This window comes from Citrobacter portucalensis (genome assembly GCF_002042885.1).
Classification (GTDB): domain Bacteria; phylum Pseudomonadota; class Gammaproteobacteria; order Enterobacterales; family Enterobacteriaceae; genus Citrobacter; species Citrobacter portucalensis.
This window is the reverse complement of the sequence record NZ_MVFY01000003.1, coordinates 364,889-390,657: the sequence shown is the minus strand read 5'-3', so window position 1 is coordinate 390,657 and position 25,769 is coordinate 364,889. Positions and strand designations below refer to the sequence as shown.

Below are 25,769 nucleotides of genomic sequence, written 5' to 3'. Positions count from 1 at the left end.
AATTTTCCCTCCTTGTTCGGAAATTGATAATGAGTCAACAACACACAACCCAGGCTTCTGGCCAAGGGATGCTGGAACGCGTGTTCAAACTGCGCGAACATGGCACGACGGCACGGACCGAAGTGATCGCCGGTTTAACGACCTTCCTGACGATGGTGTATATCGTTTTTGTTAACCCGCAAATTCTTGGCGTGGCTGGCATGGATACCAGCGCTGTCTTTGTTACCACCTGCCTTATTGCTGCATTTGGTAGCATCCTGATGGGCCTGTTTGCCAACCTGCCGGTCGCACTTGCGCCTGCTATGGGCCTGAACGCATTCTTCGCTTTCGTGGTCGTTGGTGCGATGGGGCTGTCATGGCAGATTGGTATGGGCGCTATCTTCTGGGGCGCTGTTGGTCTGCTGCTGCTGACGATTTTCCGCGTTCGTTACTGGATGATTGCCAATATCCCGGTTAGCCTGCGTGTGGGGATCACCAGCGGTATTGGTCTGTTCATCGGCATGATGGGGCTGAAAAACGCCGGTGTTATCGTCGCCAACAAAGACACGCTGGTGTCTATCGGTAACCTGACGTCCCACAGCGTACTGCTCGGTATCCTGGGCTTCTTTATCATCGCGATTCTGGCGTCCCGTAACATTCACGCGGCGGTGCTGATTTCTATCATCGTAACCACGCTGCTGGGCTGGATGCTGGGCGATGTTCATTACAACGGTATCGTTTCTGCGCCACCGAGCGTGATGTCCGTTATCGGACATGTCGACCTGGCCGGTTCGTTTAACATTGGCCTGGCGGGTGTGATTTTCTCGTTCATGCTGGTTAACCTGTTCGACTCCTCCGGTACGCTGATTGGCGTTACGGATAAAGCCGGTCTGGCGGATGCGAAGGGCAAGTTCCCGCGCATGAAGCAAGCGCTGTATGTGGATAGCGTGTCGTCGGTTACCGGGGCGTTTATCGGGACTTCTTCCGTTACTGCGTATATCGAATCTTCTTCCGGGGTTTCGGTCGGTGGACGTACCGGTCTGACCGCCGTGGTCGTTGGCCTGCTGTTCCTGCTGGTTATCTTCCTGTCGCCGCTGGCGGGGATGGTACCGGGTTATGCAGCCGCTGGTGCGCTGATTTACGTTGGCGTCCTGATGACATCAAGCCTGTCGCGCGTTAAGTGGGATGACCTGACAGAAGCGGTTCCGGCGTTTATTACCGCCGTGATGATGCCATTTAGCTTCTCAATTACCGAAGGTATTGCGCTGGGCTTTATTTCTTACTGCGTGATGAAGATTGGTACCGGACGTTTCCGCGATCTCAGCCCGTGCGTCATCATTGTCGCGCTGCTGTTTGTGCTGAAGATTGTGTTTATCGACGCGCACTAATCGCTGTTTATTTGCCCATATATCAAAAAGCCCGGCATATCGCCGGGCTTTTTCTTTTACGCTTTCACGCGCTGAATGTAGTCGCCAAATGCGGTCAGTTGACCGGTCAGATGGTCCAGCGTGCTTTGGTCGATCACTTCACCTGTCTGCGGGTCTACTTTATTCTGAATGACGCCGCCCATAAATTCCGGCTTGTTCATTACCATGGCGTCGAGGAATACCAGGATCTGACGCAGATGATACTGGCAGCGCGCGCCGCCAATAGCGCCCATAGAACTGGTCTGGATCAGCACCGGCTTACCCGATAATGGCTGATCGGGCAGGCGGGACAGCCAGTCGATGGCGTTCTTCAGTCCGCCCGGAACAGAATAGTTATATTCAGGTGTTACGATGACGACACCGTCAGCCTTTCTGATTTGCTCAGCCAGCGCTTCTACGCTGGCCGGAAAACCTTCTTCCTGTTGGAGGTCGGCATCGTACAGAGGGATATCACCAATCGACGGCAGCGCGTTCACTTCCATTCCCGCTGGAGCAATCTTGGGCAGCGTACGGGCAACCATTCCATTAAACGAACCTTTGCGCAGACTTCCCAGTAACGTAACAACATTCAATGTTTCAGACATGGTGACTCCTGTTTCATCATGAAGGTTAAATCAAAGCGTATGGCTCTTCGCTGCACATAATTGAGAGAACCGGATCAGACGACCCGTTGGCTCATTGGCGCGAGTCTGGATATCAGGCAAAATTTTCCAGTCCTGTTTACCATCAAACTCCCAAACTTTGAGTTTTTCAATGGTTGGCGTAACCGCAACTGACCACACCAGTACATCTTCCGCATCGCAAATGGCTTCAACCTGCGCCACATGGGCACATTTCAGGCGCCCTGCGCCGGGTAAAAGCTGGAGCTCGCGCGGATCGTCATTGCACACATCGCCAGTGAGTTTGAGTACGCTCTGGCGCAATGTAATGAGCTGCGCGCGTGCTTCGTTGGGGTCGTTTTGGTTATTGATCCACAGGTTTTCGTTACTGGAGAAGCGCCACGTTTCCGCTGAATTTGGATTGTGAAACCCGCGGGTGGCCCGCTGAAGTTCCATATCCAGGCCGCACGTTCCTTCAGTTGTTAGCACAACGCCGACGATATTCCCGGCATAGGAAATCGAAAAACCCGGCAGGTTCTTATCGCGAAAAACGGGCTTACCTTTGGCCTGAGTAACAATTTCGGGCAGCGTGCTGGTGCCGTAAAGCATAAACATCAGTTCAGCGAGAAGACTTCGGGAAGCCAGGAAACGTGTCCGGCGATGAGCGGGTAGATCTCTTGCTTCGATATGACATGGAGAAGGGAGGCGAGCTGAAACCAGGTGTCCCTCCGTAAGAATCCCTCTGGCAAAATGTGTCGCCATTTGTCGCTCCGTGATTAATGGTCCGTGATTATTACCAGAGTAACATTTACACGGCTTCCGGGCAGGCTTTGCTGCCCAAAAACTAAGCGAAAATGGGAGACATTACGCGATATTTACATTTCTGTTGCCAGAATGGTCGATTTAGCAACACCAAAATGAAGGATCGTCAGGAGATATCGCGATAAAGCGCCTTGATCGTGTCTTTTAGCCAGACGATCTTAGGATTGTGGCTGTTGCGTTTATGCCAAAGAAGAGTGAACGGTACGCGCATTTTTTCCAGTTGCGCCGTATCAAATGGCATCGGCCGTGCAACGAGTGGAAGCTGGTGGAGTTGGTTATAACGCTGGCAATAGACCGGTGCGGTGGCTATCAGCGCGTGATCCGGCTGCGCGGCCATAAACAGCGATTGCTCAAAACCGGGCAGACATAACGCGATATTGCGTGCGCGTCCCATTTCTTGCAGGACTTCATCCAGCGCCCATGTATCGCTTTGTTCCCAACTAATGCTGATGTGCGGATAGCGCAGAAAGGTGTCCAGATTCCACTCTTCCTGCAGTGCGGGATGATCTTCACGTAGCCAGACGCAGGGCAGATCGGAAAACAGCACTTCATGGTCGATCGACAATGGCAACAAACTCAGCAGTTCGCGCGAACGCGGATGGCTTTCGCGCCCGGTAAAGCCAATATCCACTTCACCGCGAATAATGGCATCCAGCGAATCATAGTCCCAGTTGCGTATTTTGATTGTCGCCTGGGGATAGCGCTGATGAATCTGCTGGGAGAGCGCATTGAACATGATCATTACTAACGGCGTTTCGGCCGCCAGATCAAACTTCAGCCCGCGTGGAGACTCATGGTGTGGCTTATCGAGCAACTGATTGCCCATCTGCATCCATTCAGCAAGGCTCTGCTCCATGCTGACCATCAGCGGCGTCGGTGATAGCCCCAGCGGGGTGTTCACAAACAAGGGATCGTCAAACCAGGTCCGCAGCTTCGACAGCGACTTACTGACCGCCGACGGTGTGACGTTCATCCGTTTGGCGGTTTTAGTGACGCTGCGTTCCTGCATCAACAGCTGCAGGCAGAGCAATAAATTAAGATCGAGACTGCTGAGGGATTTCTTCATGAGTTGGCGCGGACCGGTTAGGTGCAACAGTGATAATCAGCATGATACTCACTATGCTACAGCCAATCAGAATCCCGATCAGCATATTCAGCGCATCAAGGCCAAGAACCGCCGCCAGCCAAATCCACAGCGAGGAACCGCAAACCTGCGCAATACCTAATGCCGAGCTGGCGACGCCCGCGCGCAGCGAGAACGGCCCAAGCGCCTGGCTCATCGCAACACCGAAGCCGACCGAGAATCCGGCGCAGATTAACGTCAGCCCGAAAAGCGTTACTGCGTGTGAAGTGGCAAGGGTTAACACCACGCCGGCACACAGAAACAGCACCTGTGAGGTCAGCATCAGAACGCGAGGCTTAAATACGCTCAGAGCAAATGGCGTAGAGAAAGAGACCGCCATACTGATGCCTGCGGTCATGGCCATCGTGGTGGCGTACTCACCACGGTCGAAGCCCATCACTTCCATCAGCAGCACCGGAGACGTGTTCACGAAGGTCAGGATCACCGACACGCTGAGGGTGGTAATGGCCAGACGGCTTAAGAAAAAGCGGTTTACCAGTGATTCGGTCGTGTGGTTCTTTTCCGTCGTCGCCATAAGCGTTGCTGGGCGCGATTCTCGCAGGACAAACACCGACAGCAGGCAAACAGCCACCCCCATTCCCATCATCGTGTAGAACAGGCTCTGCCACGGGTATTTGAGCATGATCAGATGCCCCATCACTGGAGCCAGCACCGGCACGATACAGGTAATACCGTTCAACAACGACAGTACCTTCGCCCGGCGGCGATCGTCGAGCGTATCGCGCAGGATAGCGAAAGCCACCACGTAGCAACAGCCCGCACCTACGCCCTGAATAAAACGACCTATGAGGAATGGCGTACCGCTTTCGGCGAAAGAACATAGCGCAGAGGCGAAAATAAAGATGAGTGCGCCGACTATGGCGACCGGTTTGCGACCTGACTGGTCGGCAATTTTACCGGCGAACAGCATCGCCGTCGCCATTCCTGCCAGATATACCGAAAACGCGATATGCAGTTGCGCCTCGCTGGCCTGTAAATCGGCAGCAATACGGGGCAGCCCCACCAGATACATATCAATACCGGCAGGATAAAGAAGAACCAGGGCGAAACTGCAGATTAGAAAGCGTGTCATAGCGACCTCATAAGAAATGTGGCGCTAAGCATACGGTCAGAGAGTCAACTGCACGAGTTGCCATTTGGACAACAGTGATTTCCACATGGGAAATAGTTGTTGCCGGATGGCGGCGTAAACGCCTTATCCGGCCTACGGGGCCTGTAGGCCCGGTTAGCATCACGCCACCGGGCAACACAACGTTACTTACCAATACAGAAGCTGGAGAAAATCCGTCCCAGCAGATCGTCGGAGGTAAACTCTCCTGTGATCTCACTGAGGTTCTGCTGCGCAAGGCGTAGCTCCTCAGCCAGCAATTCTCCGGCCCATGCTCCGAGCAGTTGGGCTTTACCCTGCTCGAGATGCTCTGCAGCTTCTGCCAGCGCCTGCAGGTGACGACGACGGGCCAGAAAGCCGCCTTCCATATTGGTTTCAAAGCCCATGCTCTGTTTGAGATGATTACGCAGTACGTCAACGCCTTCACCGGTACGCGCGGAGAGGCGAACCAGTGAGTGGCCATTTACTTCGCTAAGGCCCAGCGTCTCACCGGTAATATCCGCTTTGTTACGCACCACGGTGATCGGCAGTTTGGCTGGCAGACGGGCAATAAAGTCTGGCCAGATATCTGCCGGGTCCACGGCGTCGGTGGTGGTGCCATCAACCATAAACAGTACACGGTCGGCCTGTTCAATTTCCTGCCAGGCACGTTCGATACCGATGCGTTCAACTTCGTCGCTGGCATCGCGCAAACCGGCGGTGTCGATGATGTGTAGCGGCATGCCGTCGATATGAATATGCTCACGCAGCACGTCGCGGGTAGTCCCGGCGATATCGGTGACAATGGCCGCCTCACGGCCAGCCAGCGCGTTCAGCAGGCTTGATTTCCCGGCGTTTGGACGCCCGGCAATCACCACCTTCATCCCTTCGCGCAGCAGGCTGCCCTGACGCGCTTCCGCACGTACGGCATCAAGATCGCTGATAACGCTGTTGAGTTGCGCTTCAATCTTGCCGTCAGACAGGAAGTCGATTTCTTCATCCGGGAAGTCGATCGCTGCTTCAACATAGATGCGCAGGTGAGTGAGCGCTTCCACAAGATGATTTACCCGTGCGGAAAATGCGCCCTGCAACGAGTTCAGCGCCGAGCGAGCGGCTTGCTCTGAGCTGGCATCGATCAGGTCGGCAATCGCCTCGGCTTGGGCTAAATCGAGCTTATCATTGAGAAACGCTCGCTCGGAGAATTCACCCGGTCTGGCAATGCGCAGCCCGGGAATGGTCAGAATACGTTTGAGCAGCAGGTCAAGAATCACTGGACCGCCGTGGCCCTGAAGCTCTAAAACGTCTTCGCCGGTAAAGGAGTTTGGGCCGGGGAACCACAGGGCAATCCCCTGATCCAGCGCGCTGCCATCCGCGTCTTTAAACGGCAGATAATCGGCATAACGCGGTTTGGGCAGTTTCCCCAGTACGGTTTCTGCGACCTCACGCGCCTTCAGGCCGGAGATACGCAGGATACCCACGCCACCACGTCCCGGTGGGGTGGCCTGAGCGACGATGGTGTCGTTATGGCTCATGGTTTGTCTCTTCTTAATGCAATAAAAAAGGCGGTCTAATGACCGCCCTTTACTTTATGTTCCGTTTGCCGGATGGCGGCTTCGCCTAATCCGGCCTACACCGAATCAGGAGTTTTTCTTCTCGCGGCTATGCAGGCCACGTTTCTCCAGACCACGGTAAATCAGCTGCTGCTGAATAATGGTTACCAGGTTGCTGACGATATAGTACAGCACCAGACCTGACGGGAACCACAGGAAGAACACGGTGAAGATGACCGGCATGAAGGTCATGATCTTCTGCTGCATCGGGTCGGTTACGGTGGTCGGAGACATCTTCTGAATGAAGAACATCGTCACGCCCATCAGAATCGGCAGGATGTAGTACGGGTCCTGTGCAGACAGGTCATGGATCCACAGGGCGAACGGCGCATGACGCAGTTCAATGGAGCCCATCAGCATGTAGTACAACGCCAGGAAGATTGGCATCTGGATGATCAGCGGGAAGCAGCCGCCCAGCGGGTTTACCTTCTCAGCTTTGTACAGGGCCATCATTTCCTGGCTCTGACGCTGTTTGTCATCGCCCAGACGCTCACGCATAGCCTGAATCTTCGGCTGCAGCATACGCATCTTCGCCATGGAGGTGTACTGCGCTTTGGTCAGCGGGTACATGATGCCACGAACGATAAAGGTGATAACGATGATGGAGAAGCCCCAGTTACCCAGGAAGCTATGGATCCACTTCAGCAGTTTAAACAGCGGCTGAGAAATGAACCACAACCAGCCGTAATCCACGGTCAGATCCAGGTGCGGTGCAACGGCCGCCATTTTATCCTGAATTTCCGGGCCGACCCACAGGGTGCTGGTCATCGCGCCAGTCTGGCCAGGCTGTACCAGTACCGGCTGTGATTTATAGCCGATAGCGGCAATGCCGTTACCCAGGTTAGCGGTATAGAAGTTGTTGGTGCCGTCGTTACGCGGAACCCATGCCGTTGCGAAATACTGTTGCAGCATTGCGACCCAGCCGTCTTTAGCATTGACGTTCAGGTTTTCGTTTTCAGCAATGGTGTCGAATTTGTATTTCTCATACTTCTCATCCGGCGTGGAGTACGCCGCGCCACGGAAGGTGTGCAGCGCAAAGTTGCTGCTACCGGTGTCGCGATGAGATGGCAGATTGATGGATTGCTTCAGCTGACCAAAGGTGGAGATTTCCAGCGGTTTTTCGCCGGCGTTCTGCACGCTGTAGTTAACGTTGACAGCATATTCACCACGCTTAAGAACAAACGTTTTAGTGAATGTGTTACCCGCTGCGTCAGTATAGGTCATCGGGATCTGCAGTTCGTTCTGACCGTCAGCCAGTACAAACGCGTCTTTATCGACGTTGTACAGCGGACGTGGGCCGTTAGCCGGGTTATCCGGGCCGTCACGACCTGTCAGGCCACTCTGTGCCTGGTAGATGAACTGTGGCGTAGTTTCCAGTAACTGGAACGGTTCGGTAGAACCGAGTTCTTTCGGGTAAGCTGGCAGTGAAGCCTGTTCCACATCACCACCACGGGTGTTGATGGTCAGATCAAGCACGTCAGTTTTAACCGTAATCAGTTTCCCCTGGCCACTGGCCGGTACGCCCTGGTCTGCGGCGCTACCCGCTGCGGTGGTCGTTGTCTGCGTGGTCTGTTGGGCCTGAGGTTGCGGGTTTTTATCCTGCTCCCAAGCTTGCCAGATCATGAAAGACACGAACAGCAAAGCGATGACTAAAAGATTGCGTTGCGAATCCATCGTTAGTGTTCTCTGGTATCAAATGGTCCGGGCGGGACGGGATCGTCACCACCAGGGTGTAAAGGGTGGCATTTTAATACGCGTTTCACCGTCAACCAACTGCCTTTTATCACTCCAAACCTGCGCAATGCCTCAATTCCGTAGCTCGAACAGGTTGGAGTGAAACGGCAATGCGGCCCAAGCAGCGGACTGATCAGGCGTTGATAGACCCGAATGAGGGCTATCAGGACCCGCGAGCCAGGCGACAATGGCGACGCCATAATTTTTCCAACGCTTCCGAGAGAGCACGGTTATCGAGGTCAGCAACCCCTTTTTTCGCCACCACCACGAAATCCATTGCTGGAAGCTCGTGCTGACGTAAACGGAAGCTTTCACGCGTCAGACGTTTAATCCGATTGCGTTCATGCGCACGTTTAACATTTTTCTTGGCGACTGTAAGACCGATACGGGGATGCCCCAGCGAATTCAGGCGGCCGAGGATGGTGATTTGCGGCGTGCCAGCCCGTTGTGGCTGCTGGAAGACGAATGTGAAATGAGTGGGAGTTAACAAACGTAACTCCCTGGGAAATGCGAGCTTAACCACTCAGGGGCTAGCTTTTATTACTTAGAAACGGTCAGACGAGAACGGCCTTTAGCACGACGACGTGCCAGAACCTGACGACCATTTTTATTAGCCATACGAGCACGGAAGCCGTGAGAACGGTTGCGCTTCAGTACAGACGGTTGAAAAGTGCGTTTCATGGCGATTTCTACCTAAACTTGAATAAATTCACTGACTTTTGCGTATACCCGAACGAATTTCGAACGACTTACGCCACAGTGTGGGTGATTAAAGAGGCCGGATTGTAATAATTGTACACTCCGGAGTCAATTCTCTTTCCTTATTTCCCGCTTTTTTCCGCATGGTTTCGCGTAAAAAACAGGCAGCGTTGACGCCGTAAGGCGACCGTTACTCGCTGGGGGTAAGAATTATACGGGCTGGTGGATAAAGCGCAAGGATCGCACGGGATCTTTATTAGATCGTTTAAGCAGTAAAGCATCTTTACTCATTAATTTTTTCAATATGCGCGCTAAAACCTGCAGCACTTCTCCAGGATCGTTTACACTTAGCCGATTCTGGATCATCCTGTGGATAAATCGGGAAGAATCTGTGAGAAACAGAAGATCTCTTTCTCAGTTTACGCTATGATCCGCGGTCCTGATCGTTTCAATGGATCCTGATCGGGTAAAAATTGCAGATAGCAATTCGCACGTCACCCTTTGCATAGGGTCTTGTCGATGTGCGTCAACAATCATGAATGTTTCAGCCTTTGTCATTTATCGACTTTTGTTCGAGTGGAGTCCGCCGTGTCACTTTCGCTTTGGCAGCAGTGTCTTGCCCGATTGCAGGATGAGTTACCAGCCACAGAGTTCAGTATGTGGATACGCCCGTTGCAGGCGGAACTGAGCGATAACACGCTGGCTTTGTATGCGCCAAACCGTTTCGTGCTCGATTGGGTAAGGGATAAATACCTTAATAATATTAATGGATTACTCAATAATTTCTGTGGAGCGGATGCCCCACAGCTGCGCTTTGAAGTCGGCACTAAACCCGTCACGCAAACGCTGAAAACGCCGGTCAACAATGTTGTTGCGCCCGCCCACGTGGCTCAGCAAGTGCAACCGCAACGTGCTACTCCGGCGGCGCGTCCAGGCTGGGATAACGTCCCGGCTCCGGCAGAACCTACCTATCGTTCTAACGTCAACGTCAAACACACGTTTGATAACTTCGTTGAAGGTAAATCTAACCAACTGGCGCGCGCGGCGGCACGTCAGGTGGCGGACAATCCTGGCGGCGCCTACAATCCGTTATTCCTTTATGGCGGTACGGGTCTGGGTAAAACCCACCTGTTGCACGCTGTCGGTAACGGCATTATGGCGCGTAAGCCAAACGCCAAAGTGGTGTATATGCACTCCGAGCGTTTTGTGCAGGACATGGTCAAAGCCCTGCAAAACAACGCGATCGAAGAGTTTAAACGCTACTACCGTTCCGTTGACGCGCTGCTGATTGACGATATCCAATTCTTCGCGAATAAAGAGCGATCGCAGGAAGAGTTTTTCCACACCTTTAACGCCCTGCTGGAAGGCAATCAGCAGATCATCCTGACCTCGGATCGCTATCCGAAGGAGATCAACGGCGTTGAAGATCGTCTGAAATCCCGCTTTGGCTGGGGACTGACTGTCGCGATCGAACCGCCTGAACTGGAAACGCGTGTTGCGATCCTGATGAAAAAAGCCGACGAAAACGACATTCGTCTGCCGGGTGAAGTCGCGTTCTTTATTGCCAAGCGTCTACGCTCTAACGTACGTGAGCTGGAAGGCGCACTGAACCGCGTGATCGCCAACGCCAATTTTACCGGCCGGGCGATTACTATCGATTTCGTGCGCGAAGCGCTGCGCGATCTGCTGGCTTTGCAGGAAAAGCTGGTCACCATCGACAATATCCAGAAGACGGTGGCGGAGTATTACAAAATCAAAATTGCGGATCTGCTTTCTAAGCGTCGATCTCGCTCGGTAGCTCGTCCGCGCCAGATGGCGATGGCGCTGGCAAAAGAGCTCACTAACCACAGTCTGCCGGAAATTGGCGACGCGTTTGGTGGGCGTGACCATACTACCGTGCTTCATGCCTGCCGCAAGATTGAGCAGTTGCGTGAAGAAAGCCATGATATTAAAGAAGATTTCTCCAATTTAATCAGAACATTATCTTCGTGACGCTATGAAATTTACCGTTGAACGTGAACATTTATTAAAACCGCTTCAGCAGGTCAGCGGCCCGCTGGGTGGACGTCCTACACTGCCTATTCTCGGAAACCTGCTGCTGCAGGTTGCTGACGGCACGCTTTCGCTGACCGGCACCGATCTCGAAATGGAGATGGTGGCGCGCGTGGCGCTGATCCAGCCTCATGAACCTGGTGCGACCACCGTTCCGGCGCGTAAATTCTTCGATATTTGCCGTGGATTGCCGGAAGGCGCGGAAATTGCCGTTCAACTGGAAGGCGACCGTATGCTGGTGCGTTCTGGCCGCAGCCGTTTCTCGCTGTCTACGCTGCCTGCCGCCGACTTCCCGAATCTGGACGACTGGCAGAGCGAAGTCGAATTCACCCTGCCGCAGGCGACGATGAAGCGCCTGATTGAAGCCACGCAGTTTTCGATGGCGCATCAGGACGTACGTTACTACTTAAACGGCATGCTGTTTGAAACCGAAGGGGAAGAGCTGCGTACCGTGGCGACCGACGGTCACCGCCTGGCGGTCTGTTCAATGCCTGTTGGTCAGCCGTTGCCAAGCCATTCGGTGATCGTACCGCGTAAAGGCGTGATTGAACTGATGCGTATGCTCGACGGCGGCGATAACCCGCTGCGCGTGCAGATTGGCAGCAACAACATTCGTGCGCACGTTGGTGACTTCATCTTCACCTCTAAGCTGGTTGATGGCCGTTTCCCGGATTATCGCCGCGTATTGCCGAAGAATCCGGACAAGCATCTGGAAGCCGGTTGCGATATCCTCAAACAGGCGTTTGCGCGTGCGGCGATCCTCTCGAACGAGAAATTCCGCGGCGTGCGTCTGTATGTCAGCGAAAACCAGCTCAAAATCACCGCCAACAACCCGGAGCAGGAAGAAGCAGAAGAAATTCTGGATGTCTCCTATCCTGGTACAGAACTGGAAATCGGCTTTAACGTGAGCTACGTACTGGACGTTCTGAACGCGCTGAAGTGCGAGAACGTGCGTATTCTGCTGACCGATTCCGTATCGAGCGTACAGATTGAAGATGCAGCGTCACAATCTGCAGCCTATGTCGTCATGCCTATGCGCTTGTAAAGAATATCGGGCTATCTTACTTGTTATTCTGGCTCCGGGCAGTGCTCGCAATCCTCACGTACTTCAGTACGCTCCGGTTGCTGTGCGCTGGCCGTAACCAGACTAACTGCGACGATAACGCCCTGGTTATGAGTTGATATGTCGCTATCCCGACTCCTGATTAAAGATTTCCGCAATATTGAAAATGCGGATCTCGCTTTATCCCCTGGCTTTAACTTCCTGGTTGGCGCGAACGGCAGCGGCAAAACCAGTGTGCTGGAAGCCATCTATACGCTCGGCCATGGCCGGGCGTTTCGCAGTTTGCAGATTGGCCGCGTGATTCGCCACGAGCAGGAGTCGTTTGTTTTACACGGGCGTTTGCAGGGTGAAGAACGTGAGACGTCGATTGGCCTGACGAAAGACAAACTGGGCGACAGCAAAGTGCGCATTGACGGCACTGACGGGCACAAGGTCGCAGAACTGGCACACCTGATGCCGATGCAGCTGATCACGCCAGAGGGGTTTACTTTACTCAACGGCGGCCCCAAATACAGAAGAGCATTTCTTGACTGGGGATGCTTTCACAATGAAGCCGGATTTTTCACCGCCTGGAGCAACCTGAAGCGACTGCTCAAGCAGCGCAATGCGGCACTGCGCCAGGTGAGTCGTTATGAGCAACTGCGCCCGTGGGATAGAGAACTTATCCCGCTGGCGGAACAAATCAGCACCTGGCGCGCGGAGTACAGCGCCGGTATCGCGCAGGATATGGCGGATACCTGCCAGCAGTTTCTTCCCGAGTTTTCGCTCTCCTTCTCATTCCAGCGCGGCTGGGAGAAAGAGACTGATTATGCCGAAGTGCTGGAACGCAGTTTTGAACGCGATCGCATGTTGACCTACACTGCGCACGGCCCGCATAAGGCGGATTTCCGCATTCGCGCCGACGGTGCGCCGGTGGAAGATACGTTGTCGCGTGGGCAGCTAAAGCTGCTGATGTGCGCCTTACGTCTGGCGCAAGGGGAGTTCCTGACCCGTGAAAGCGGGCGGCGCTGCCTGTACCTGATAGATGATTTTGCCTCTGAACTGGATGACGCGCGTCGCGGACTGCTGGCCAGCCGCTTAAAAGCCACGCAATCTCAGGTCTTTGTCAGCGCAATCAGCGCTGAACACGTTATAGACATGTCCGATGAAAATTCGAAGATGTTTACCGTGGAAAAGGGTAAAATAACGGATTAACCCAAGATAAAATGAGCGAGAAACGTTGATGTCGAATTCTTATGACTCCTCCAGTATCAAAGTCCTGAAAGGACTGGATGCGGTGCGTAAGCGCCCGGGTATGTATATCGGCGACACGGATGACGGCACCGGTCTGCACCACATGGTATTCGAGGTGGTAGATAACGCTATCGACGAAGCGCTCGCGGGTCACTGTAAAGATATCGTGGTAACGATTCACGCTGACAACTCCGTGTCCGTTACCGATGATGGCCGTGGTATCCCAACCGGTATTCACCCGGAAGAGGGCGTTTCGGCAGCGGAAGTTATCATGACCGTTTTGCACGCAGGCGGTAAATTCGATGATAACTCCTATAAAGTTTCCGGCGGTCTGCACGGCGTGGGTGTTTCCGTCGTTAACGCCCTGTCACAGAAGCTGGAACTGGTGATTCGTCGTGAAGGCAAAGTGCATCAGCAAACTTACGTGCACGGTGTGCCGCAGGCGCCGCTGGCAGTAACCGGCGAAACAGAATTGACCGGGACTCAGGTCCGTTTCTGGCCAAGCCACGAAACCTTTACCAATGTTGTTGAATTTGAATACGACATTCTGGCGAAACGTCTGCGTGAGCTGTCATTCCTGAACTCCGGCGTCTCTATTCGTCTGCGCGACAAGCGCGACGGCAAAGAAGACCATTTCCACTACGAAGGTGGCATCAAGGCGTTTGTTGAATACCTCAACAAAAACAAAACGCCGATCCACCCGAATATCTTCTACTTCTCCACCGAAAAAGACGGTATTGGCGTTGAAGTTGCGCTGCAGTGGAACGATGGTTTCCAGGAAAACATCTACTGCTTCACCAACAACATTCCACAGCGTGACGGCGGTACTCACCTTGCAGGCTTCCGTGCGGCGATGACCCGTACCCTGAACGCCTACATGGACAAAGAAGGCTACAGCAAAAAAGCGAAAGTCAGCGCTACCGGTGACGATGCCCGTGAAGGCCTGATTGCCGTTGTTTCCGTGAAAGTACCGGATCCGAAGTTCTCCTCACAGACCAAAGACAAGCTGGTCTCCTCTGAGGTGAAATCGGCGGTAGAACAGCAGATGAACGAACTGCTGAGCGAATATCTGCTGGAAAACCCGTCTGACGCGAAAATCGTTGTTGGCAAAATTATTGATGCTGCGCGTGCTCGTGAAGCTGCACGTCGTGCGCGTGAAATGACCCGTCGTAAAGGCGCGCTGGACTTAGCGGGTCTGCCGGGCAAGCTGGCGGACTGTCAGGAACGTGACCCGGCGCTGTCCGAACTGTACCTTGTGGAAGGGGACTCCGCGGGCGGTTCTGCGAAGCAGGGCCGTAACCGTAAAAACCAGGCGATTCTGCCGCTGAAGGGTAAAATCCTCAACGTCGAGAAAGCGCGCTTTGACAAGATGCTCTCCTCTCAGGAAGTCGCGACGCTGATCACTGCGCTCGGCTGTGGCATCGGTCGAGACGAGTACAACCCGGACAAACTGCGTTATCACAGCATCATCATCATGACCGATGCGGACGTCGATGGCTCGCACATTCGTACGCTGCTGTTGACCTTCTTCTATCGTCAGATGCCGGAAATCGTTGAACGCGGCCACGTTTACATTGCACAGCCACCGCTGTACAAAGTGAAAAAAGGCAAGCAGGAACAGTACATTAAAGATGACGAAGCGATGGATCAGTATCAGATCTCTATCGCTCTGGATGGTGCTACGCTGCACACCAACGCCAGCGCACCGGCCCTTTCCGGTGAGTCGTTAGAGAAACTGGTTTCTGAATACAACGCGACGCAGAAAATGATTGGCCGTATGGAACGTCGTTTCCCGAAAGCGCTGCTGAAAGAGCTGGTTTATCAACCGACGCTGCCAGAAGCCGATCTGGCTGATGAAGCGAAAGTTACGGCCTGGGTTTCCCAGTTGGTTAACGTGCTTAATGAAAACGAAATGCACGGCAGCACCTGGAATAGCTTCGTGCGTAAAGACGCTGAACTGAACCTGTTCGAACCGGTGATCCGGGTGCGTACCCACGGTGTCGATACTGACTATCCATTGGAACATGAATTTGTGACCGGTGGCGAGTACCATCGTATTTGTACGCTTGGCGAGAAGCTGCGTGGGCTGATCGAAGACGATGCGTTTATCGAACGTGGCGAGCGTCGCCAGCCGGTTGCCAGCTTTGAGCAGGCACTGGAATGGCTGCAGAAAGAGTCTCGTCGTGGCCTCGCTATCCAGCGTTATAAAGGTCTGGGCGAGATGAACCCGGAACAGCTGTGGGAAACCACCATGGATCCGGAAAGCCGTCGCATGTTGCGCGTTACCGTGAAGGATGCGATTGCTGCCGACCAGCTGTTCACCACGCTGATGGGCGATGCCGTTGAACCGCGTCGCGCATTTATCGAAGAGAACGCCCTGAAAGCGGCGAACATCGATATTTAAGCCAATCTGTAGGCCGGATAAGGCGGTTTACGCCGCCATCCGGCAAGACGTTGTATTGTGCCTGATGGCGCGTTGCTTATCAGGCCTTCAAACGACAACCAATCTACAAAAAGGGGAATCTCGATTCCCCTTTCTATCCCCCTTTTCGTAGCTGTTTTTTGAGCGGAATCGCGTTAGCATGAGGACGGACTCATTTAATCCGGGGAACTCATGGCTATCAAACTTATTGCTATCGACATGGATGGCACACTTCTGCTGCCCGATCACACCATTTCACCAGCGGTCAAAACGGCGATTGCCGCGGCACGCGCGCGTGGCGTGAATGTGGTGCTGACCACGGGACGCCCGTATGCCGGCGTTCACAGCTATCTGAAAGAACTACATATGGAACAACCCGGTGACTACTGCATTACCTACAACGGTGCGCTGGTGCAGAAAGCAGGGGATGGCAGTACCGTGGCGCAAACCGCGCTGAGCTATGATGATTATCGCTACCTGGAGCAGCTTTCCCGGGAAGTTGGCTCGCATTTCCACGCCCTCGATCGCAATACGCTGTATACCGCGAACCGTGATATCAGCTACTACACGGTGCACGAATCGTTTGTCGCGACCATCCCGCTGGTGTTCTGTGAAGCCGAGAAAATGGATCCCGCAACCCAGTTCCTGAAAGTGATGATGATTGACGAGCCGGAGATCCTCGATAAAGCTATCTCTCGTCTACCTGCGGAAGTAAAAGAGAAGTACACCGTGCTGAAAAGTGCGCCGTACTTCCTCGAAATCCTCGATAAACGCGTCAATAAAGGGACGGGCGTAAAATCGCTGGCCGATGCGTTAGGCATTAAAGCCGAAGAGGTGATGGCGATTGGCGATCAGGAAAACGACATCGCGATGATTGAATACGCAGGGGTGGGCGTTGCCATGGATAACGCTATTCCGTCAGTCAAAGAAATCGCCAACTTCGTGACGAAATCTAACCTTGAAGATGGCGTCGCGTATGCCATTGAGAAATTTGCGCTGAATTAAGAAATTATGGGCAAGTGCCTTGTTACATTTGCCCATTTAAATATTTATTGGTGATAATAATTAAAAAATAATATTTGTAATGGAGAGGTTACGACATCCAGAGTGATAGTAATGGGCAGCAGTCCGTTTGTGACGAATTCGGGTATATGTGAGGTTTTATATTCGTAAAAACCAACGGTAAATGGATGATAAAACGTAAGCATCTGCGAGTAATCCTGTTTGGTGCTTTTTTTATGGATTGTCCCTTGCAGTTTGGATAGATTTTTAGTGCAGTATTGCGCTGAGCAGTCAAAACCGTAGCCCGTAAGCACTTGTTTAACGTCCTGCGTTTCCCCTGTGTATTTAAGCGTTAATACGCCTTTAAACACCTTTTTATTGTCGCTGATGATGAATTTGGCGATATCAACTGCCTGTAAATTATGACGGTCGATTTGCGGATCTTGCAGCAACTTCACCACGCTTTCGGCACCACTGGTTATCAGATAATCAAACGTTTTACCGACAAAGACATAGCCTTCATTACCATCATTATCTTTACCTGACGATAAGCCAATAACGGTGTCTGTTTCCCACTTTTCCATTGTTGTGTGTGGATCGCCTGCTTTGAGCCACATAAAGCTCAGGCACCCTGATAACATAACGCTAAGCGATGATACGACCAGTGATTTTACCAACCAGCTATATTTTATGTTCAACTTAATCCCTTAAAAAAACGCGCCATAATGTCATAGCCATACTACGCGATTTCTCACGCTTTGCTTTCGCTGGCGGGTGACTTTCAGATTTTGCCAAGGGAATATGCGCAACGCCGCTACGCATAATCCATTTACGGGAAAATGCCGACGTCAGGGTCCGGCTTTTCAGGATTTTGCCATACAGTTTGAGACGTAACTTGTGGGTGGCTTTACGGTAAGCGTGATTCATATCTGGCGTATCCCGCAGCAGTACCGATTTGAGGATCTCCGCGCTGTCCAGCGCATAGCTAATCCCTTCCAGCGAGCTGGCGCTGATAAAACCGGCCGCTTCACCAATCAAAAATGCGTTGTCCTCGCCGCAGACGAAGTCTTTCCAGCGTGAGGGGAATAGCACCGTACATTTTTCACTTTTCACCGGTTTGCCGAACTGGAAATGGAACGCTTCCAGCTTCTCTTTCAGCGCGTCAAAGCGTGCCTGTCCGTCCTTCATGGGGTAGGCGCCACCAAAGATAAAATAGCCATCTTTGCTGATACTCCAGGAATAACAGTCAGTTGCATCGTTATCAAAAATACAGGAATAGAACGGTACGGGATGCTTTTCCGCAAACCATTGTTGAATAGCGACATATTTACGGATTTGGTGCTGTGGATAGAGATGACGGCGCACCAGTGAATTCGCGCCGTCTGCCCCCACCAGATAACGTGCAGTGATCTGCTGCTCCCAACCGTCGGCGCGGAAGATAACATGCCATTTATCGCCCTCGCGCCAGATTTTCCGACACAGGCTGTCGTGATACACCTGCACATCATCAGGGATGAGAGATTTAAGCCATAAATCAAAAGCATGGCGGTTGATATTAATGTAGCTGCGCTGGTAGTTACGCGTCAAAGAAGCGGCAACATCAACCGTTTTAACGCTAAAAATCTGCGGGTTGGCGATAACATCAACGGGTAAGGTTATCCCGTCGCGGATAAACGAACGCTGGGCGTCCGGGGCCAGCAGACCGCCGCAGGGTTTAGTGAAACCTTCGTTGCCGCACTGGCGTTTTTTATCCAACGCAATCACGCGCATTTTTCCGCTCAACTGTCGCGCCAGCGCTGCGCCTGCCGGACCTAAACCGATAATCGCTACGTCAAAATGTTCCATCTTTCTGTCCGCAAAAATGAAGATGGCGATACGCTAAAGCCTGAAAGTGAAGTGCTTGTGAAGTATGATTGTTTTAATCGTCTTGTATCAGGGCATCTCATGAAGCAAATCACCTTTACGCCGCGTAATCATCAGCTTACCAATATCAACACCTGGACATCGGACAGCCAGTGGCTGGTCTTTGATGTGCGCCCTTCCGGCGCTTCCTTTACCGGTGAAACAATTGAGCGCGTCAATATCCATACTGGCGAGCTGGAGGTGATTTACCGGGCTACTCAGGGATCGCACGTTGGCGTGGTGACCGTTCATCCAAAGTTGGAAAAATATGTATTCATTCACGGGCCTGAAAATCCTGATGAAACATGGCATTACGACTTCCATCATCGTCGTGGGGTGATTGTTACGCAGGCTGGGGTGGAGAATCTGGATGCAATGGATATTACTGCGCCCTATACGCCAGGTGCGCTGCGCGGCGGGAGTCATGTGCATGTTTTTAGCCCGAACGGTGAGTTTGTCAGTTTCACCTATAACGACCATGTTCTGCATGAGCGCTCTCCGGCGCTCGATTTACGCAACGTCGGTGTGGCTGCACCGTATGGTCCGGTGAAGGTCTCCGCGCAGCATCCGCGTGAATACAGTGGCAGCCATTGGTGCGTGCTGGTGAGCCAGACGACACCAACGCCAAAACCGGGTAGCGATGAGATTAACCGCGCCTATGAAGAGGGCTGGGTTGGAGAAAACAGGCTGGCGTTTATCGGTGATACGCTATCAGCCACTGGCGAGAAAGTACCGGAGCTGTTTATTGTTGATTTGCCACAGGATGAAAGCGGCTGGAAACAGCCGGGGGACGCGCCTCTGGAGGGGACTGACATGACCATGCCTGCGCCACCATCCGGTATTCGCCAACGCCGTCTGACGTTTACCCATGAGCGCGCCTTCCCGGGGCTGGTGAATCAGCCTCGCCACTGGGTACGCAGTAATCCAAAGGCATCTGAGATTGCGTTTTTAATGCGTGATGACAACGGTATTGTACAGCTGTGGCTGATTTCCCCACAGGGTGGATCGCTGCGTCAGCTTACCCAGTGCGCTACGAATATTCAGTCAGCCTTTAACTGGCACCCATCGGGGAAATGGCTGGGATTTGTACTGGAGAACAGAATTGCCTGTTGTGATGTTCAAACGGGCGAGATTGATTTTTTAACGGAACGTCATGATAACCCTCCGTCGGCCGATGCGATCGTCTTCTCCCCTGATGGTCGACAGGTTGCGTGGATGGAAGACGTCGAGGGTTTCCGCCAGCTGTGGGTGACTGAAACCGGGCGTTAATTTATGGAGCAGACATTTCTGCCGGGGGAATAACGGCGTTCGTGGCCTGGGTTCTCTCCTCGCTCTTTTCTACGCGGGATCTCACCGAGTTATCTTTGCGAAAGAGATCCCAAGGTAGCAATACCGTATCGAGCACCGCGGTAAAAGGCATATCCAGAATCGCCAGCGACTTGGTTCCCCAGTTCGTATCACTTTCGCTAATCATTGTGGCACTGGCTCGCGTGCCAGGATACGTCCCTTCTTTGCCACCTGTATGCGACATTATGCTGGAACAACCGCTTACAAACGCCATCCCACTACACATCGTCAGTGTTACCAACATTTTTTTAATCATCATTTATTCATCTGTATTTATCGTGTTTGCATGGTGAGTTAAAGCGATCCGTTGCGAAAATAACATCACCATTTCGTCGCACTGTGGCGGCCATCGCGATTTAACGAGAACAACTGCTCCCCCCAGTGTATGCAATAGACAACAAACTGCAAAAAAAGTCAGATGAATACGCTTGAAAAGTTTGTATTAAGACCCATTTTTAGAGTGTAGACAAATGAAGGGCATGCCTGATGGGTGTCCTGGCTACCTGACCTGTCCATGATGGAAGGTCAATTATTCTCGCTGATTTCAGGAGCTATTGATTATGCGTAACTTTGATTTATCCCCGCTGTACCGTTCTGCTATTGGTTTTGACCGTCTGTTTAACCTGCTGGAAAACAATCAGGGCCAGAGCAATGGCGGCTACCCTCCGTACAACGTGGAGCTGGTAGACGAAAACCATTACCGCATTGCAATTGCCGTTGCCGGTTTTGCTGAAAGCGAACTGGAAATTACTGCCCAGGACAATCTGCTGGTGGTAAAAGGCGCCCATGCGGACGATCAAAAAGAACGTACTTACCTGTATCAGGGTATTGCCGAGCGCAACTTTGAACGCAAGTTCCAGTTAGCGGAGAACATTCATGTTCGCGGCGCAAACCTGGTAAATGGTCTGCTGTATATCGATCTTGAGCGCGTGATTCCTGAAGCGAACAAACCGCGCCGCATCGAAATCAACTAATTCTGTAGGCCGCTTCAGGCGGCCTTGCTAAGTCATCGGCTTGCCGTCAGGGAGCCGAAAGGTACCTACTCGCTTCTTGGAAGGAGATTATTATGCGTAACTACGATTTATCCCCACTGCTGCGTCAATGGATCGGTTTTGACAAACTGGCCAATGCCTTGCAAAACACCGGTGAAAGCCAGAGCTTCCCGCCTTATAACATCGAAAAGAGCGATGATAACCACTACCGCATTACCCTTGCGTTAGCCGGTTTCCGCCAGGAAGATCTGGATATTCAACTGGAAGGCACGCGCCTGACCGTGAAAGGTACGCCGCAGCAGCCGGAAAAAGAGACCAAATGGTTGCATCAGGGGCTGGTCACTCAGCCGTTCAGCCTGAGCTTTACGCTGGCTGAAAATATGGAGGTCTCCGGCGCAAGCTTCACTAACGGCTTGCTGCATATTGATTTGACCCGGAATGAACCTGAAACCATTGCTCCACAACGTATCGCCATCAGCGAACGTCCTGCATTAGATAGTTAAATAGCTCCATGCCTTTGCCCCGCCAGAAATGACGGGGCTTTTTTGTGCGTCAGCACACATGAAACTGACTTGTTGTAACGAATGTTTCACTGTAAAAACATCCAGTATTAATACTCTTAACGAGGGAATGTTTTTATGAGTGAACATCAGCCATTTGAAGCCATGAAACAGTTTGATGATGCCGGGGTTGAATATTGGTCTGCCCGGGCATTCGCTAAAACTCTTGAATATTCAGAGTACCGACATTTTCTACCTGTCATAAAGAAAGCAGTGGAGTCATGTGTAGCCAGTGGTCAATTAGAGAGTGACCATTTCGAGGAGATCCTCGAAATGGTACGAATTGGGTCAGGAGCCAGTCGGAAACTAAAAGACGTAAAACTCTCCCGCTACGCCTGTTATCTGGTCGTGCAAAATGGTGATCCCGCGAAACCTGTTATAGCGGCAGGGCAAACCTACTTTGCTATTCAAACCCGGCGTCAGGAGTTGGCCGATGATGCTGCTTTTAAATCTCTGCGTGAGGATGAAAAACGTTTGTTCTTACGCAATGAACTAAAAGAACACAATAAGCATCTTGTTGAAACTGCACAACTTGCTGGCGTAGAGACCACTTTCGATTTTGCTATCTTTCAAAACCATGGTTACAAGGGGCTTTATGGTGGTTTAGATCAGCGAGCGATTCATGAACGTAAAGGGTTGAAGAAAAGCCAAAAAATTCTCGATCACATGGGGTCTACAGAGCTCGCGGCAAATCTGTTTCGGGCAACGCAAACGGAAGACAAACTGCGCAGAGACTCTGTTAACACCAAACAGCAAGCTAATCAGACGCATTATGAAGTAGGTCGCAAAGTTCGTCAGACTATTCATGATCTGGGGGGCACGATGCCAGAAGCGCTGCCATTGCCAGAAAAAAGCATTCAGCAATTACAAATCGACGTAAAGAAAAACAGTAAAGAGCGCCCTTCTTAAGCGCTCCAGAGCGCCTTGTAGCATGATAATGTGCGCCACTCTGCATTCATGCCTGAACGCTTCAGTCATAATCCTCGTTAAATGAAATGTTATTCACAGGGAACAGAATAATGAGTGATATAGCATTGACGGTCAGCGTTCTGGCATTAGTGGCAGTTGTCGGGTTATGGATCGGCAACATAAAAATACGTGGTGTGGGTTTTGGCATTGGAGGCGTGCTGTTCGGCGGTATTATCGTCGGGCATTTTGTCGATCAGGCAGGGATGACCCTGAGCGGCGACATGCTGCATTTTATTCAGGAATTTGGCCTGATTCTTTTCGTCTACACCATTGGTATTCAGGTGGGGCCGGGCTTTTTTGCTTCTCTGCGCGTTTCGGGCCTGCGGCTGAATCTGTTTGCTGTGCTGATTGTCATCATGGGTGGCATGGTCACCGCGATCCTGCATAAGATTTTTGCCATTCCTCTCCCTGTGGTGCTGGGAATATTCTCTGGAGCGGTCACCAATACCCCGGCGTTAGGTGCGGGGCAGCAAATTCTGCGCGATTTAGGTACGCCTGGCGATGTGGTTGACCAGATGGGGATGAGCTATGCCATGGCTTATCCTTTCGGCATCTGCGGAATTTTACTGACCATGTGGCTGATGCGCCTTATTTTCCGCGTTAACGTCGATGCTGAAGCCCAGCAGCATGAATCCACGCTGACCAACGGGCACGCACTGATTCAGACGATGAACATCCGCGTGGAAAACCCAAACATCAACAATATGGCGATTCAGGATGTCCCGATTCTGAACAGCGACAAAATCATCTGCTCGCGTCTGAAACGTGACGAGACATTGATGGTGCCGTCGCCAGGGACTGTTATCCAGATGGGCGACCTGCTACACCTGGTCGGACAGCCTGCTGACCTGCATAACGCGCAGGTGGTGATTGGGCAGGAGGTAGACACATCGCTGTCTACGCGAGGTACCGATTTACGCGTCGAACGCGTGGTGGTGACCAACGAGCAGGTGCTGGGTAAACGTATCCGCGACCTGCACTTTAAAGAACGTTACGACGTGGTGATTTCCCGCCTGAACCGTGCGGGTGTTGAGCTGGTAGCCAGCAGTGACGCCAGCCTGCAATTCGGGGATATCCTCAATCTGGTGGGGCGTCCCGCGTCCATTGATGCCGTTGCCAATGTTGTGGGTAACGCGCAGCAAAAACTGCAGCAGGTGCAGATGCTGCCGGTATTTATCGGTATCGGGCTGGGTGTTCTACTGGGTTCAATCCCGCTGTTCATCCCGGGGTTCCCGGTGGCGTTGAAACTGGGGTTGGCCGGCGGGCCGCTGATTATGGCCCTGATCCTGGGGCGTATTGGTAGCATCGGTAAGCTGTACTGGTTTATGCCTCCCAGCGCTAACCTGGCGTTGCGAGAGTTGGGTATCGTGCTGTTTCTTGCGGTGGTGGGTCTGAAGTCAGGCGGTGATTTTGTCGATACCCTAACACAGGGCGATGGCCTGAGCTGGGTGGGTTACGGTATTTTCATTACCGCGATTCCGCTTATTACCGTGGGCTTGCTGGCGCGAATCTTTGCCAAAATGAACTATCTGACACTGTGTGGCATGTTGGCTGGCTCAATGACCGATCCCCCGGCTTTGGCGTTTGCTAATAACCTGCATGCCACCAGCGGGGCAGCAGCGCTCTCCTACGCTACCGTTTATCCACTGGTCATGTTCCTGAGGATTATCACCCCGCAACTGTTGGCGGTGCTCTTCTGGGGATTAGGTTAAAACTGACTTATCCGGCCTGCATCTCCTGTAGGCCGGATAAAACGCAACTCTCCATCCGGCATTACAAACACCCTCTCTCTTTCCCATTGTCTCATCACCCGACTCGCCCTCTCGTTTGAGAATCAGGTTCATACTCCTTAACTGTTCCGGTATAACGACCAGACAACAATATTTAAGGAGCTGTCATGAAGATTTCTCGCCTTGGAGAAGCACCGGATTATCGCTTCTCGCTGGCAAATGAGCGTACTTTTCTGGCGTGGATCCGCACCGCGCTCGGATTTCTGGCGGCGGGGGTTGGCCTTGATCAACTGGCCCCGGATTTTGCCACGCCGGTCATCCGTGAGGCGCTTGCCTTGTTGCTGTGTCTGTTTGCCGGCGGTCTGGCGATCTACGGCTACCTGCGCTGGCTACGTAACGAAAAGGCGATGCGACTGAAAGAGGACTTGCCCTACACCCACAGCCTGCTGATTATCAGCGTCATGCTGACTATTGTGGCGGTGATTGTCATGACGCTGGTGCTGTATGCCGGATAGCCGCAAATCCCGACGCATCGCTGACCCGGGGTTACAACCGGAGCGGACTTCACTGGCCTGGTTTCGCACGTTGTTGGGCTATGGCGCGTTAATGGCGCTGGCGATTAAGCACAACTGGCACCAGGCGGGAGTGTTGTTCTGGATATCGGTAGTTGTGCTGGCGATAGTGGCGATTATCCTCTGGCACTACACCCGCAGCCGTAATCTGATGGATGTGAGTCATAGCGATTTTTCTGAATCTCGCGCGGTGCGTGACAAATTTATGATCTCCCTCGCGGTGTTATCCCTCGCAATGCTGTTTGCTGTAACGCATGTTCGCCAACTTATCGTATTTATCGGGAATTTTGCATGACAGGATGTGAGAACATGGATGTTAGTGATGATGTTTTAAACGTGGTGATTGACCATCAGAAGTGTTTACAACCGGTTGAAGTGTACCGTGGTTTGCAACAAGGAAATGTTCGCCTGGTACAATTTATTCCGCTGGTTAAGCACGATGGTTCAGGTCATCTGACAGACGAATCGGTTACGTCTGAGGCATGGGGCCGATTTTTAATTACGATATTTGATATCTGGGTACGTGAAGATATTAATCAGATATCTATCCAGCTTTTCGATAAAACGCTTCGCCAGTGGTGTGGTCTGACGGCACAGATTGAACGACAGACCATGTCATCAATGAATACGCGTTGCCAGACATGCTCATTGTTTCAATATTACCACGGTGATTGTCCTGCGTACTGCGAGGAAAATGGAAAGGGCGTGCTGTGTGCAGGCTATCAGGCTTTCTTCAGCCATACCGCGCCGCATATGCGCGTGATGCGTGACCTGCTTAAGCAGCATCGCTCACCGATGGAGCTGATGGCGATGCTGCGTTAAGC

General features: G+C 52.4%; 27 protein-coding genes and 1 other annotated feature. Of the genes, 14 read left to right on the top strand and 13 right to left on the bottom strand.

Features of this window, described 5'->3' with window-relative positions; all coding sequences use genetic code 11:
- Positions 1–29: 29 nt before the first annotated feature.
- Positions 30–1,367, top strand: a complete 1,338-nt coding sequence (gene adeP / locus BZK40_RS06990; RefSeq protein WP_003827042.1) for an adenine permease AdeP — start codon at positions 30–32, stop codon at positions 1,365–1,367.
- A gap of 56 nt (positions 1,368–1,423) precedes the next feature.
- On the opposite strand, the gene BZK40_RS06985 is transcribed toward adeP, so the two are convergent.
- The 10 genes from BZK40_RS06985 to BZK40_RS25005 form a co-directional block, all read right to left on the bottom strand.
- Positions 1,424–1,990 (bottom strand): NADPH-dependent FMN reductase, encoded by a 567-nt coding sequence (locus BZK40_RS06985; protein WP_003827046.1) that lies wholly within the window; start codon positions 1,988–1,990, stop codon positions 1,424–1,426.
- Between the two features lie 30 nt (positions 1,991–2,020).
- On the bottom strand, positions 2,021–2,767 hold the full coding sequence (locus BZK40_RS06980; RefSeq protein ID WP_048227371.1) for a 4'-phosphopantetheinyl transferase family protein: 747 nt from the start codon (positions 2,765–2,767) through the stop codon (positions 2,021–2,023).
- Positions 2,768–2,933: 166 nt separating this feature from the next.
- On the bottom strand, positions 2,934–3,893 hold the full coding sequence (gene yidZ, locus BZK40_RS06975) for an HTH-type transcriptional regulator YidZ (protein ID WP_079934383.1): 960 nt from the start codon (positions 3,891–3,893) through the stop codon (positions 2,934–2,936).
- Positions 3,862–5,043 carry an MFS transporter gene (locus BZK40_RS06970; RefSeq protein WP_032945462.1) on the bottom strand — a complete coding sequence of 394 codons (1,182 nt, stop codon included), beginning with the start codon at positions 5,041–5,043 and terminating at the stop codon, positions 3,862–3,864. Before BZK40_RS06970 ends, yidZ begins: the two co-directional genes overlap by 32 nt.
- 182 nt (positions 5,044–5,225) lie before the next feature.
- A complete protein-coding gene (mnmE, locus tag BZK40_RS06965; protein ID WP_032945460.1) occupies positions 5,226–6,590 on the bottom strand; it encodes a tRNA uridine-5-carboxymethylaminomethyl(34) synthesis GTPase MnmE in 1,365 nt (454 codons plus the stop codon).
- A gap of 105 nt (positions 6,591–6,695) precedes the next feature.
- Complete coding sequence (yidC, locus tag BZK40_RS06960) at positions 6,696–8,342, bottom strand: membrane protein insertase YidC (RefSeq protein ID WP_003827058.1); 1,647 nt, start codon at positions 8,340–8,342, stop codon at positions 6,696–6,698.
- 2 nt (positions 8,343–8,344) lie between these two features.
- Positions 8,345–8,602 carry a membrane protein insertion efficiency factor YidD gene (yidD, locus tag BZK40_RS06955; protein ID WP_003023846.1) on the bottom strand — a complete coding sequence of 86 codons (258 nt, stop codon included), beginning with the start codon at positions 8,600–8,602 and terminating at the stop codon, positions 8,345–8,347.
- Entirely contained in the window at positions 8,566–8,925 is a 360-nt protein-coding gene (rnpA, locus tag BZK40_RS06950) for a ribonuclease P protein component (protein ID WP_003844432.1), read from the bottom strand. The genes yidD and rnpA overlap by 37 nt, the downstream gene beginning before the upstream one ends.
- A 17-nt stretch (positions 8,926–8,942) precedes the next feature.
- Positions 8,943–9,083, bottom strand: coding sequence for a 50S ribosomal protein L34 (gene rpmH / locus BZK40_RS06945; RefSeq protein WP_003023858.1), 141 nt, complete (start codon positions 9,081–9,083; stop codon positions 8,943–8,945).
- A gap of 228 nt (positions 9,084–9,311) precedes the next feature.
- The gene (locus BZK40_RS25005) at positions 9,312–9,392 is read right to left on the bottom strand and encodes a hypothetical protein (RefSeq protein ID WP_418221920.1); all 81 of its coding nucleotides are present in this window, start codon (positions 9,390–9,392) and stop codon (positions 9,312–9,314) included.
- Positions 9,393–9,689: 297 nt separating this feature from the next.
- Here BZK40_RS25005 and dnaA point away from each other — a divergent pair, with 297 nt between their 5' ends.
- The 5 genes from dnaA to yidA all read left to right on the top strand — a co-directional run bounded on the left by dnaA (position 9,690) and on the right by yidA (position 16,876).
- Entirely contained in the window at positions 9,690–11,093 is a 1,404-nt protein-coding gene (gene dnaA, locus BZK40_RS06935; protein WP_079934382.1) for a chromosomal replication initiator protein DnaA, read from the top strand.
- A gap of 4 nt (positions 11,094–11,097) precedes the next feature.
- Positions 11,098–12,198 (top strand): DNA polymerase III subunit beta, encoded by a 1,101-nt coding sequence (gene dnaN, locus BZK40_RS06930; protein ID WP_003023863.1) that lies wholly within the window; start codon positions 11,098–11,100, stop codon positions 12,196–12,198.
- Positions 12,199–12,336: 138 nt separating this feature from the next.
- The gene (gene recF / locus BZK40_RS06925; RefSeq protein WP_069323651.1) at positions 12,337–13,410 is read left to right on the top strand and encodes a DNA replication/repair protein RecF; all 1,074 of its coding nucleotides are present in this window, start codon (positions 12,337–12,339) and stop codon (positions 13,408–13,410) included.
- Positions 13,411–13,438: 28 nt separating this feature from the next.
- Complete coding sequence (gene gyrB, locus BZK40_RS06920; RefSeq protein ID WP_008786542.1) at positions 13,439–15,853, top strand: DNA topoisomerase (ATP-hydrolyzing) subunit B; 2,415 nt, start codon at positions 13,439–13,441, stop codon at positions 15,851–15,853.
- A gap of 210 nt (positions 15,854–16,063) precedes the next feature.
- The gene (gene yidA / locus BZK40_RS06915) at positions 16,064–16,876 is read left to right on the top strand and encodes a sugar-phosphatase (protein ID WP_003827086.1); all 813 of its coding nucleotides are present in this window, start codon (positions 16,064–16,066) and stop codon (positions 16,874–16,876) included.
- A gap of 44 nt (positions 16,877–16,920) precedes the next feature.
- On the opposite strand, the gene BZK40_RS06910 is transcribed toward yidA, so the two are convergent.
- Positions 16,921–17,490 (bottom strand): YidX family protein, encoded by a 570-nt coding sequence (locus BZK40_RS06910; protein ID WP_053069302.1) that lies wholly within the window; start codon positions 17,488–17,490, stop codon positions 16,921–16,923.
- Positions 17,491–17,572: 82 nt separating this feature from the next.
- Entirely contained in the window at positions 17,573–18,718 is a 1,146-nt protein-coding gene (cbrA, locus tag BZK40_RS06905) for a colicin M resistance lipid reductase CbrA (protein WP_079934380.1), read from the bottom strand.
- 99 nt (positions 18,719–18,817) lie between these two features.
- Between cbrA and BZK40_RS06900 the strand changes: the two genes are divergently transcribed.
- Complete coding sequence (locus tag BZK40_RS06900) at positions 18,818–20,044, top strand: YidR family protein (protein WP_079934379.1); 1,227 nt, start codon at positions 18,818–18,820, stop codon at positions 20,042–20,044.
- A gap of 1 nt (position 20,045) precedes the next feature.
- Here the strand turns inward: BZK40_RS06900 and BZK40_RS06895 are convergent, their stop codons facing one another.
- A complete protein-coding gene (locus BZK40_RS06895) occupies positions 20,046–20,378 on the bottom strand; it encodes a YceK/YidQ family lipoprotein (protein ID WP_003023879.1) in 333 nt (110 codons plus the stop codon).
- Between the two features lie 238 nt (positions 20,379–20,616).
- Positions 20,617–20,689, top strand: a sequence feature (ROSE (Repression Of Heat Shock gene Expression) occurs in the 5'-region of heat shock genes and acts as an RNA thermometer to modulate expression.).
- Between BZK40_RS06895 and ibpA the strand changes: the two genes are divergently transcribed.
- The 7 genes from ibpA to BZK40_RS06860 all read left to right on the top strand — a co-directional run bounded on the left by ibpA (position 20,683) and on the right by BZK40_RS06860 (position 25,767).
- Positions 20,683–21,096 carry a small heat shock chaperone IbpA gene (gene ibpA, locus BZK40_RS06890; RefSeq protein ID WP_003023882.1) on the top strand — a complete coding sequence of 138 codons (414 nt, stop codon included), beginning with the start codon at positions 20,683–20,685 and terminating at the stop codon, positions 21,094–21,096. (Overlaps the previous feature by 7 nt.)
- A gap of 92 nt (positions 21,097–21,188) precedes the next feature.
- The gene (ibpB, locus tag BZK40_RS06885; RefSeq protein WP_003827096.1) at positions 21,189–21,617 is read left to right on the top strand and encodes a small heat shock chaperone IbpB; all 429 of its coding nucleotides are present in this window, start codon (positions 21,189–21,191) and stop codon (positions 21,615–21,617) included.
- Between the two features lie 135 nt (positions 21,618–21,752).
- Complete coding sequence (dinD, locus tag BZK40_RS06880) at positions 21,753–22,583, top strand: DNA damage-inducible protein D (RefSeq protein ID WP_079934378.1); 831 nt, start codon at positions 21,753–21,755, stop codon at positions 22,581–22,583.
- A gap of 110 nt (positions 22,584–22,693) precedes the next feature.
- Positions 22,694–24,355, top strand: a complete 1,662-nt coding sequence (locus tag BZK40_RS06875) for a putative transporter (protein ID WP_079934377.1) — start codon at positions 22,694–22,696, stop codon at positions 24,353–24,355.
- Between the two features lie 185 nt (positions 24,356–24,540).
- On the top strand, positions 24,541–24,888 hold the full coding sequence (locus BZK40_RS06870) for a YidH family protein (RefSeq protein WP_003023888.1): 348 nt from the start codon (positions 24,541–24,543) through the stop codon (positions 24,886–24,888).
- On the top strand, positions 24,878–25,240 hold the full coding sequence (locus tag BZK40_RS06865) for a DUF202 domain-containing protein (RefSeq protein ID WP_079934376.1): 363 nt from the start codon (positions 24,878–24,880) through the stop codon (positions 25,238–25,240). Before BZK40_RS06870 ends, BZK40_RS06865 begins: the two co-directional genes overlap by 11 nt.
- Before the next feature lie 14 nt (positions 25,241–25,254).
- Complete coding sequence (locus tag BZK40_RS06860; protein WP_003827104.1) at positions 25,255–25,767, top strand: radical SAM protein; 513 nt, start codon at positions 25,255–25,257, stop codon at positions 25,765–25,767.
- The last annotated feature ends 2 nt before the right edge of the window (positions 25,768–25,769 follow it).

What these genes read in the sequence shown, in the direction of transcription:
- adeP (WP_003827042.1), top strand. Translation starts at nt 30, where the DNA reads ATGAGTCAACAACACACAACCCAGGCTTCTGGCCAAGGGATGCTGGAA.
- BZK40_RS06985 (WP_003827046.1), bottom strand. Translation starts at nt 1,990, where the DNA reads ATGTCTGAAACATTGAATGTTGTTACGTTACTGGGAAGTCTGCGCAAA.
- BZK40_RS06980 (WP_048227371.1), bottom strand. Translation starts at nt 2,767, where the DNA reads ATGGCGACACATTTTGCCAGAGGGATTCTTACGGAGGGACACCTGGTT.
- yidZ (WP_079934383.1), bottom strand. Translation starts at nt 3,893, where the DNA reads ATGAAGAAATCCCTCAGCAGTCTCGATCTTAATTTATTGCTCTGCCTG.
- BZK40_RS06970 (WP_032945462.1), bottom strand. Translation starts at nt 5,043, where the DNA reads ATGACACGCTTTCTAATCTGCAGTTTCGCCCTGGTTCTTCTTTATCCT.
- mnmE (WP_032945460.1), bottom strand. Translation starts at nt 6,590, where the DNA reads ATGAGCCATAACGACACCATCGTCGCTCAGGCCACCCCACCGGGACGT.
- yidC (WP_003827058.1), bottom strand. Translation starts at nt 8,342, where the DNA reads ATGGATTCGCAACGCAATCTTTTAGTCATCGCTTTGCTGTTCGTGTCT.
- yidD (WP_003023846.1), bottom strand. Translation starts at nt 8,602, where the DNA reads ATGGCGTCGCCATTGTCGCCTGGCTCGCGGGTCCTGATAGCCCTCATT.
- rpmH (WP_003023858.1), bottom strand. Translation starts at nt 9,083, where the DNA reads ATGAAACGCACTTTTCAACCGTCTGTACTGAAGCGCAACCGTTCTCAC.
- BZK40_RS25005 (WP_418221920.1), bottom strand. Translation starts at nt 9,392, where the DNA reads ATGAGTAAAGATGCTTTACTGCTTAAACGATCTAATAAAGATCCCGTG.
- dnaN (WP_003023863.1), top strand. Translation starts at nt 11,098, where the DNA reads ATGAAATTTACCGTTGAACGTGAACATTTATTAAAACCGCTTCAGCAG.
- recF (WP_069323651.1), top strand. Translation starts at nt 12,337, where the DNA reads ATGTCGCTATCCCGACTCCTGATTAAAGATTTCCGCAATATTGAAAAT.
- gyrB (WP_008786542.1), top strand. Translation starts at nt 13,439, where the DNA reads ATGTCGAATTCTTATGACTCCTCCAGTATCAAAGTCCTGAAAGGACTG.
- yidA (WP_003827086.1), top strand. Translation starts at nt 16,064, where the DNA reads ATGGCTATCAAACTTATTGCTATCGACATGGATGGCACACTTCTGCTG.
- BZK40_RS06910 (WP_053069302.1), bottom strand. Translation starts at nt 17,490, where the DNA reads ATGTGGCTCAAAGCAGGCGATCCACACACAACAATGGAAAAGTGGGAA.
- cbrA (WP_079934380.1), bottom strand. Translation starts at nt 18,718, where the DNA reads ATGGAACATTTTGACGTAGCGATTATCGGTTTAGGTCCGGCAGGCGCA.
- BZK40_RS06900 (WP_079934379.1), top strand. Translation starts at nt 18,818, where the DNA reads ATGAAGCAAATCACCTTTACGCCGCGTAATCATCAGCTTACCAATATC.
- BZK40_RS06895 (WP_003023879.1), bottom strand. Translation starts at nt 20,378, where the DNA reads ATGATTAAAAAAATGTTGGTAACACTGACGATGTGTAGTGGGATGGCG.
- ibpA (WP_003023882.1), top strand. Translation starts at nt 20,683, where the DNA reads ATGCGTAACTTTGATTTATCCCCGCTGTACCGTTCTGCTATTGGTTTT.
- ibpB (WP_003827096.1), top strand. Translation starts at nt 21,189, where the DNA reads ATGCGTAACTACGATTTATCCCCACTGCTGCGTCAATGGATCGGTTTT.
- dinD (WP_079934378.1), top strand. Translation starts at nt 21,753, where the DNA reads ATGAGTGAACATCAGCCATTTGAAGCCATGAAACAGTTTGATGATGCC.
- BZK40_RS06875 (WP_079934377.1), top strand. Translation starts at nt 22,694, where the DNA reads ATGAGTGATATAGCATTGACGGTCAGCGTTCTGGCATTAGTGGCAGTT.
- BZK40_RS06870 (WP_003023888.1), top strand. Translation starts at nt 24,541, where the DNA reads ATGAAGATTTCTCGCCTTGGAGAAGCACCGGATTATCGCTTCTCGCTG.
- BZK40_RS06865 (WP_079934376.1), top strand. Translation starts at nt 24,878, where the DNA reads ATGCCGGATAGCCGCAAATCCCGACGCATCGCTGACCCGGGGTTACAA.
- BZK40_RS06860 (WP_003827104.1), top strand. Translation starts at nt 25,255, where the DNA reads ATGGATGTTAGTGATGATGTTTTAAACGTGGTGATTGACCATCAGAAG.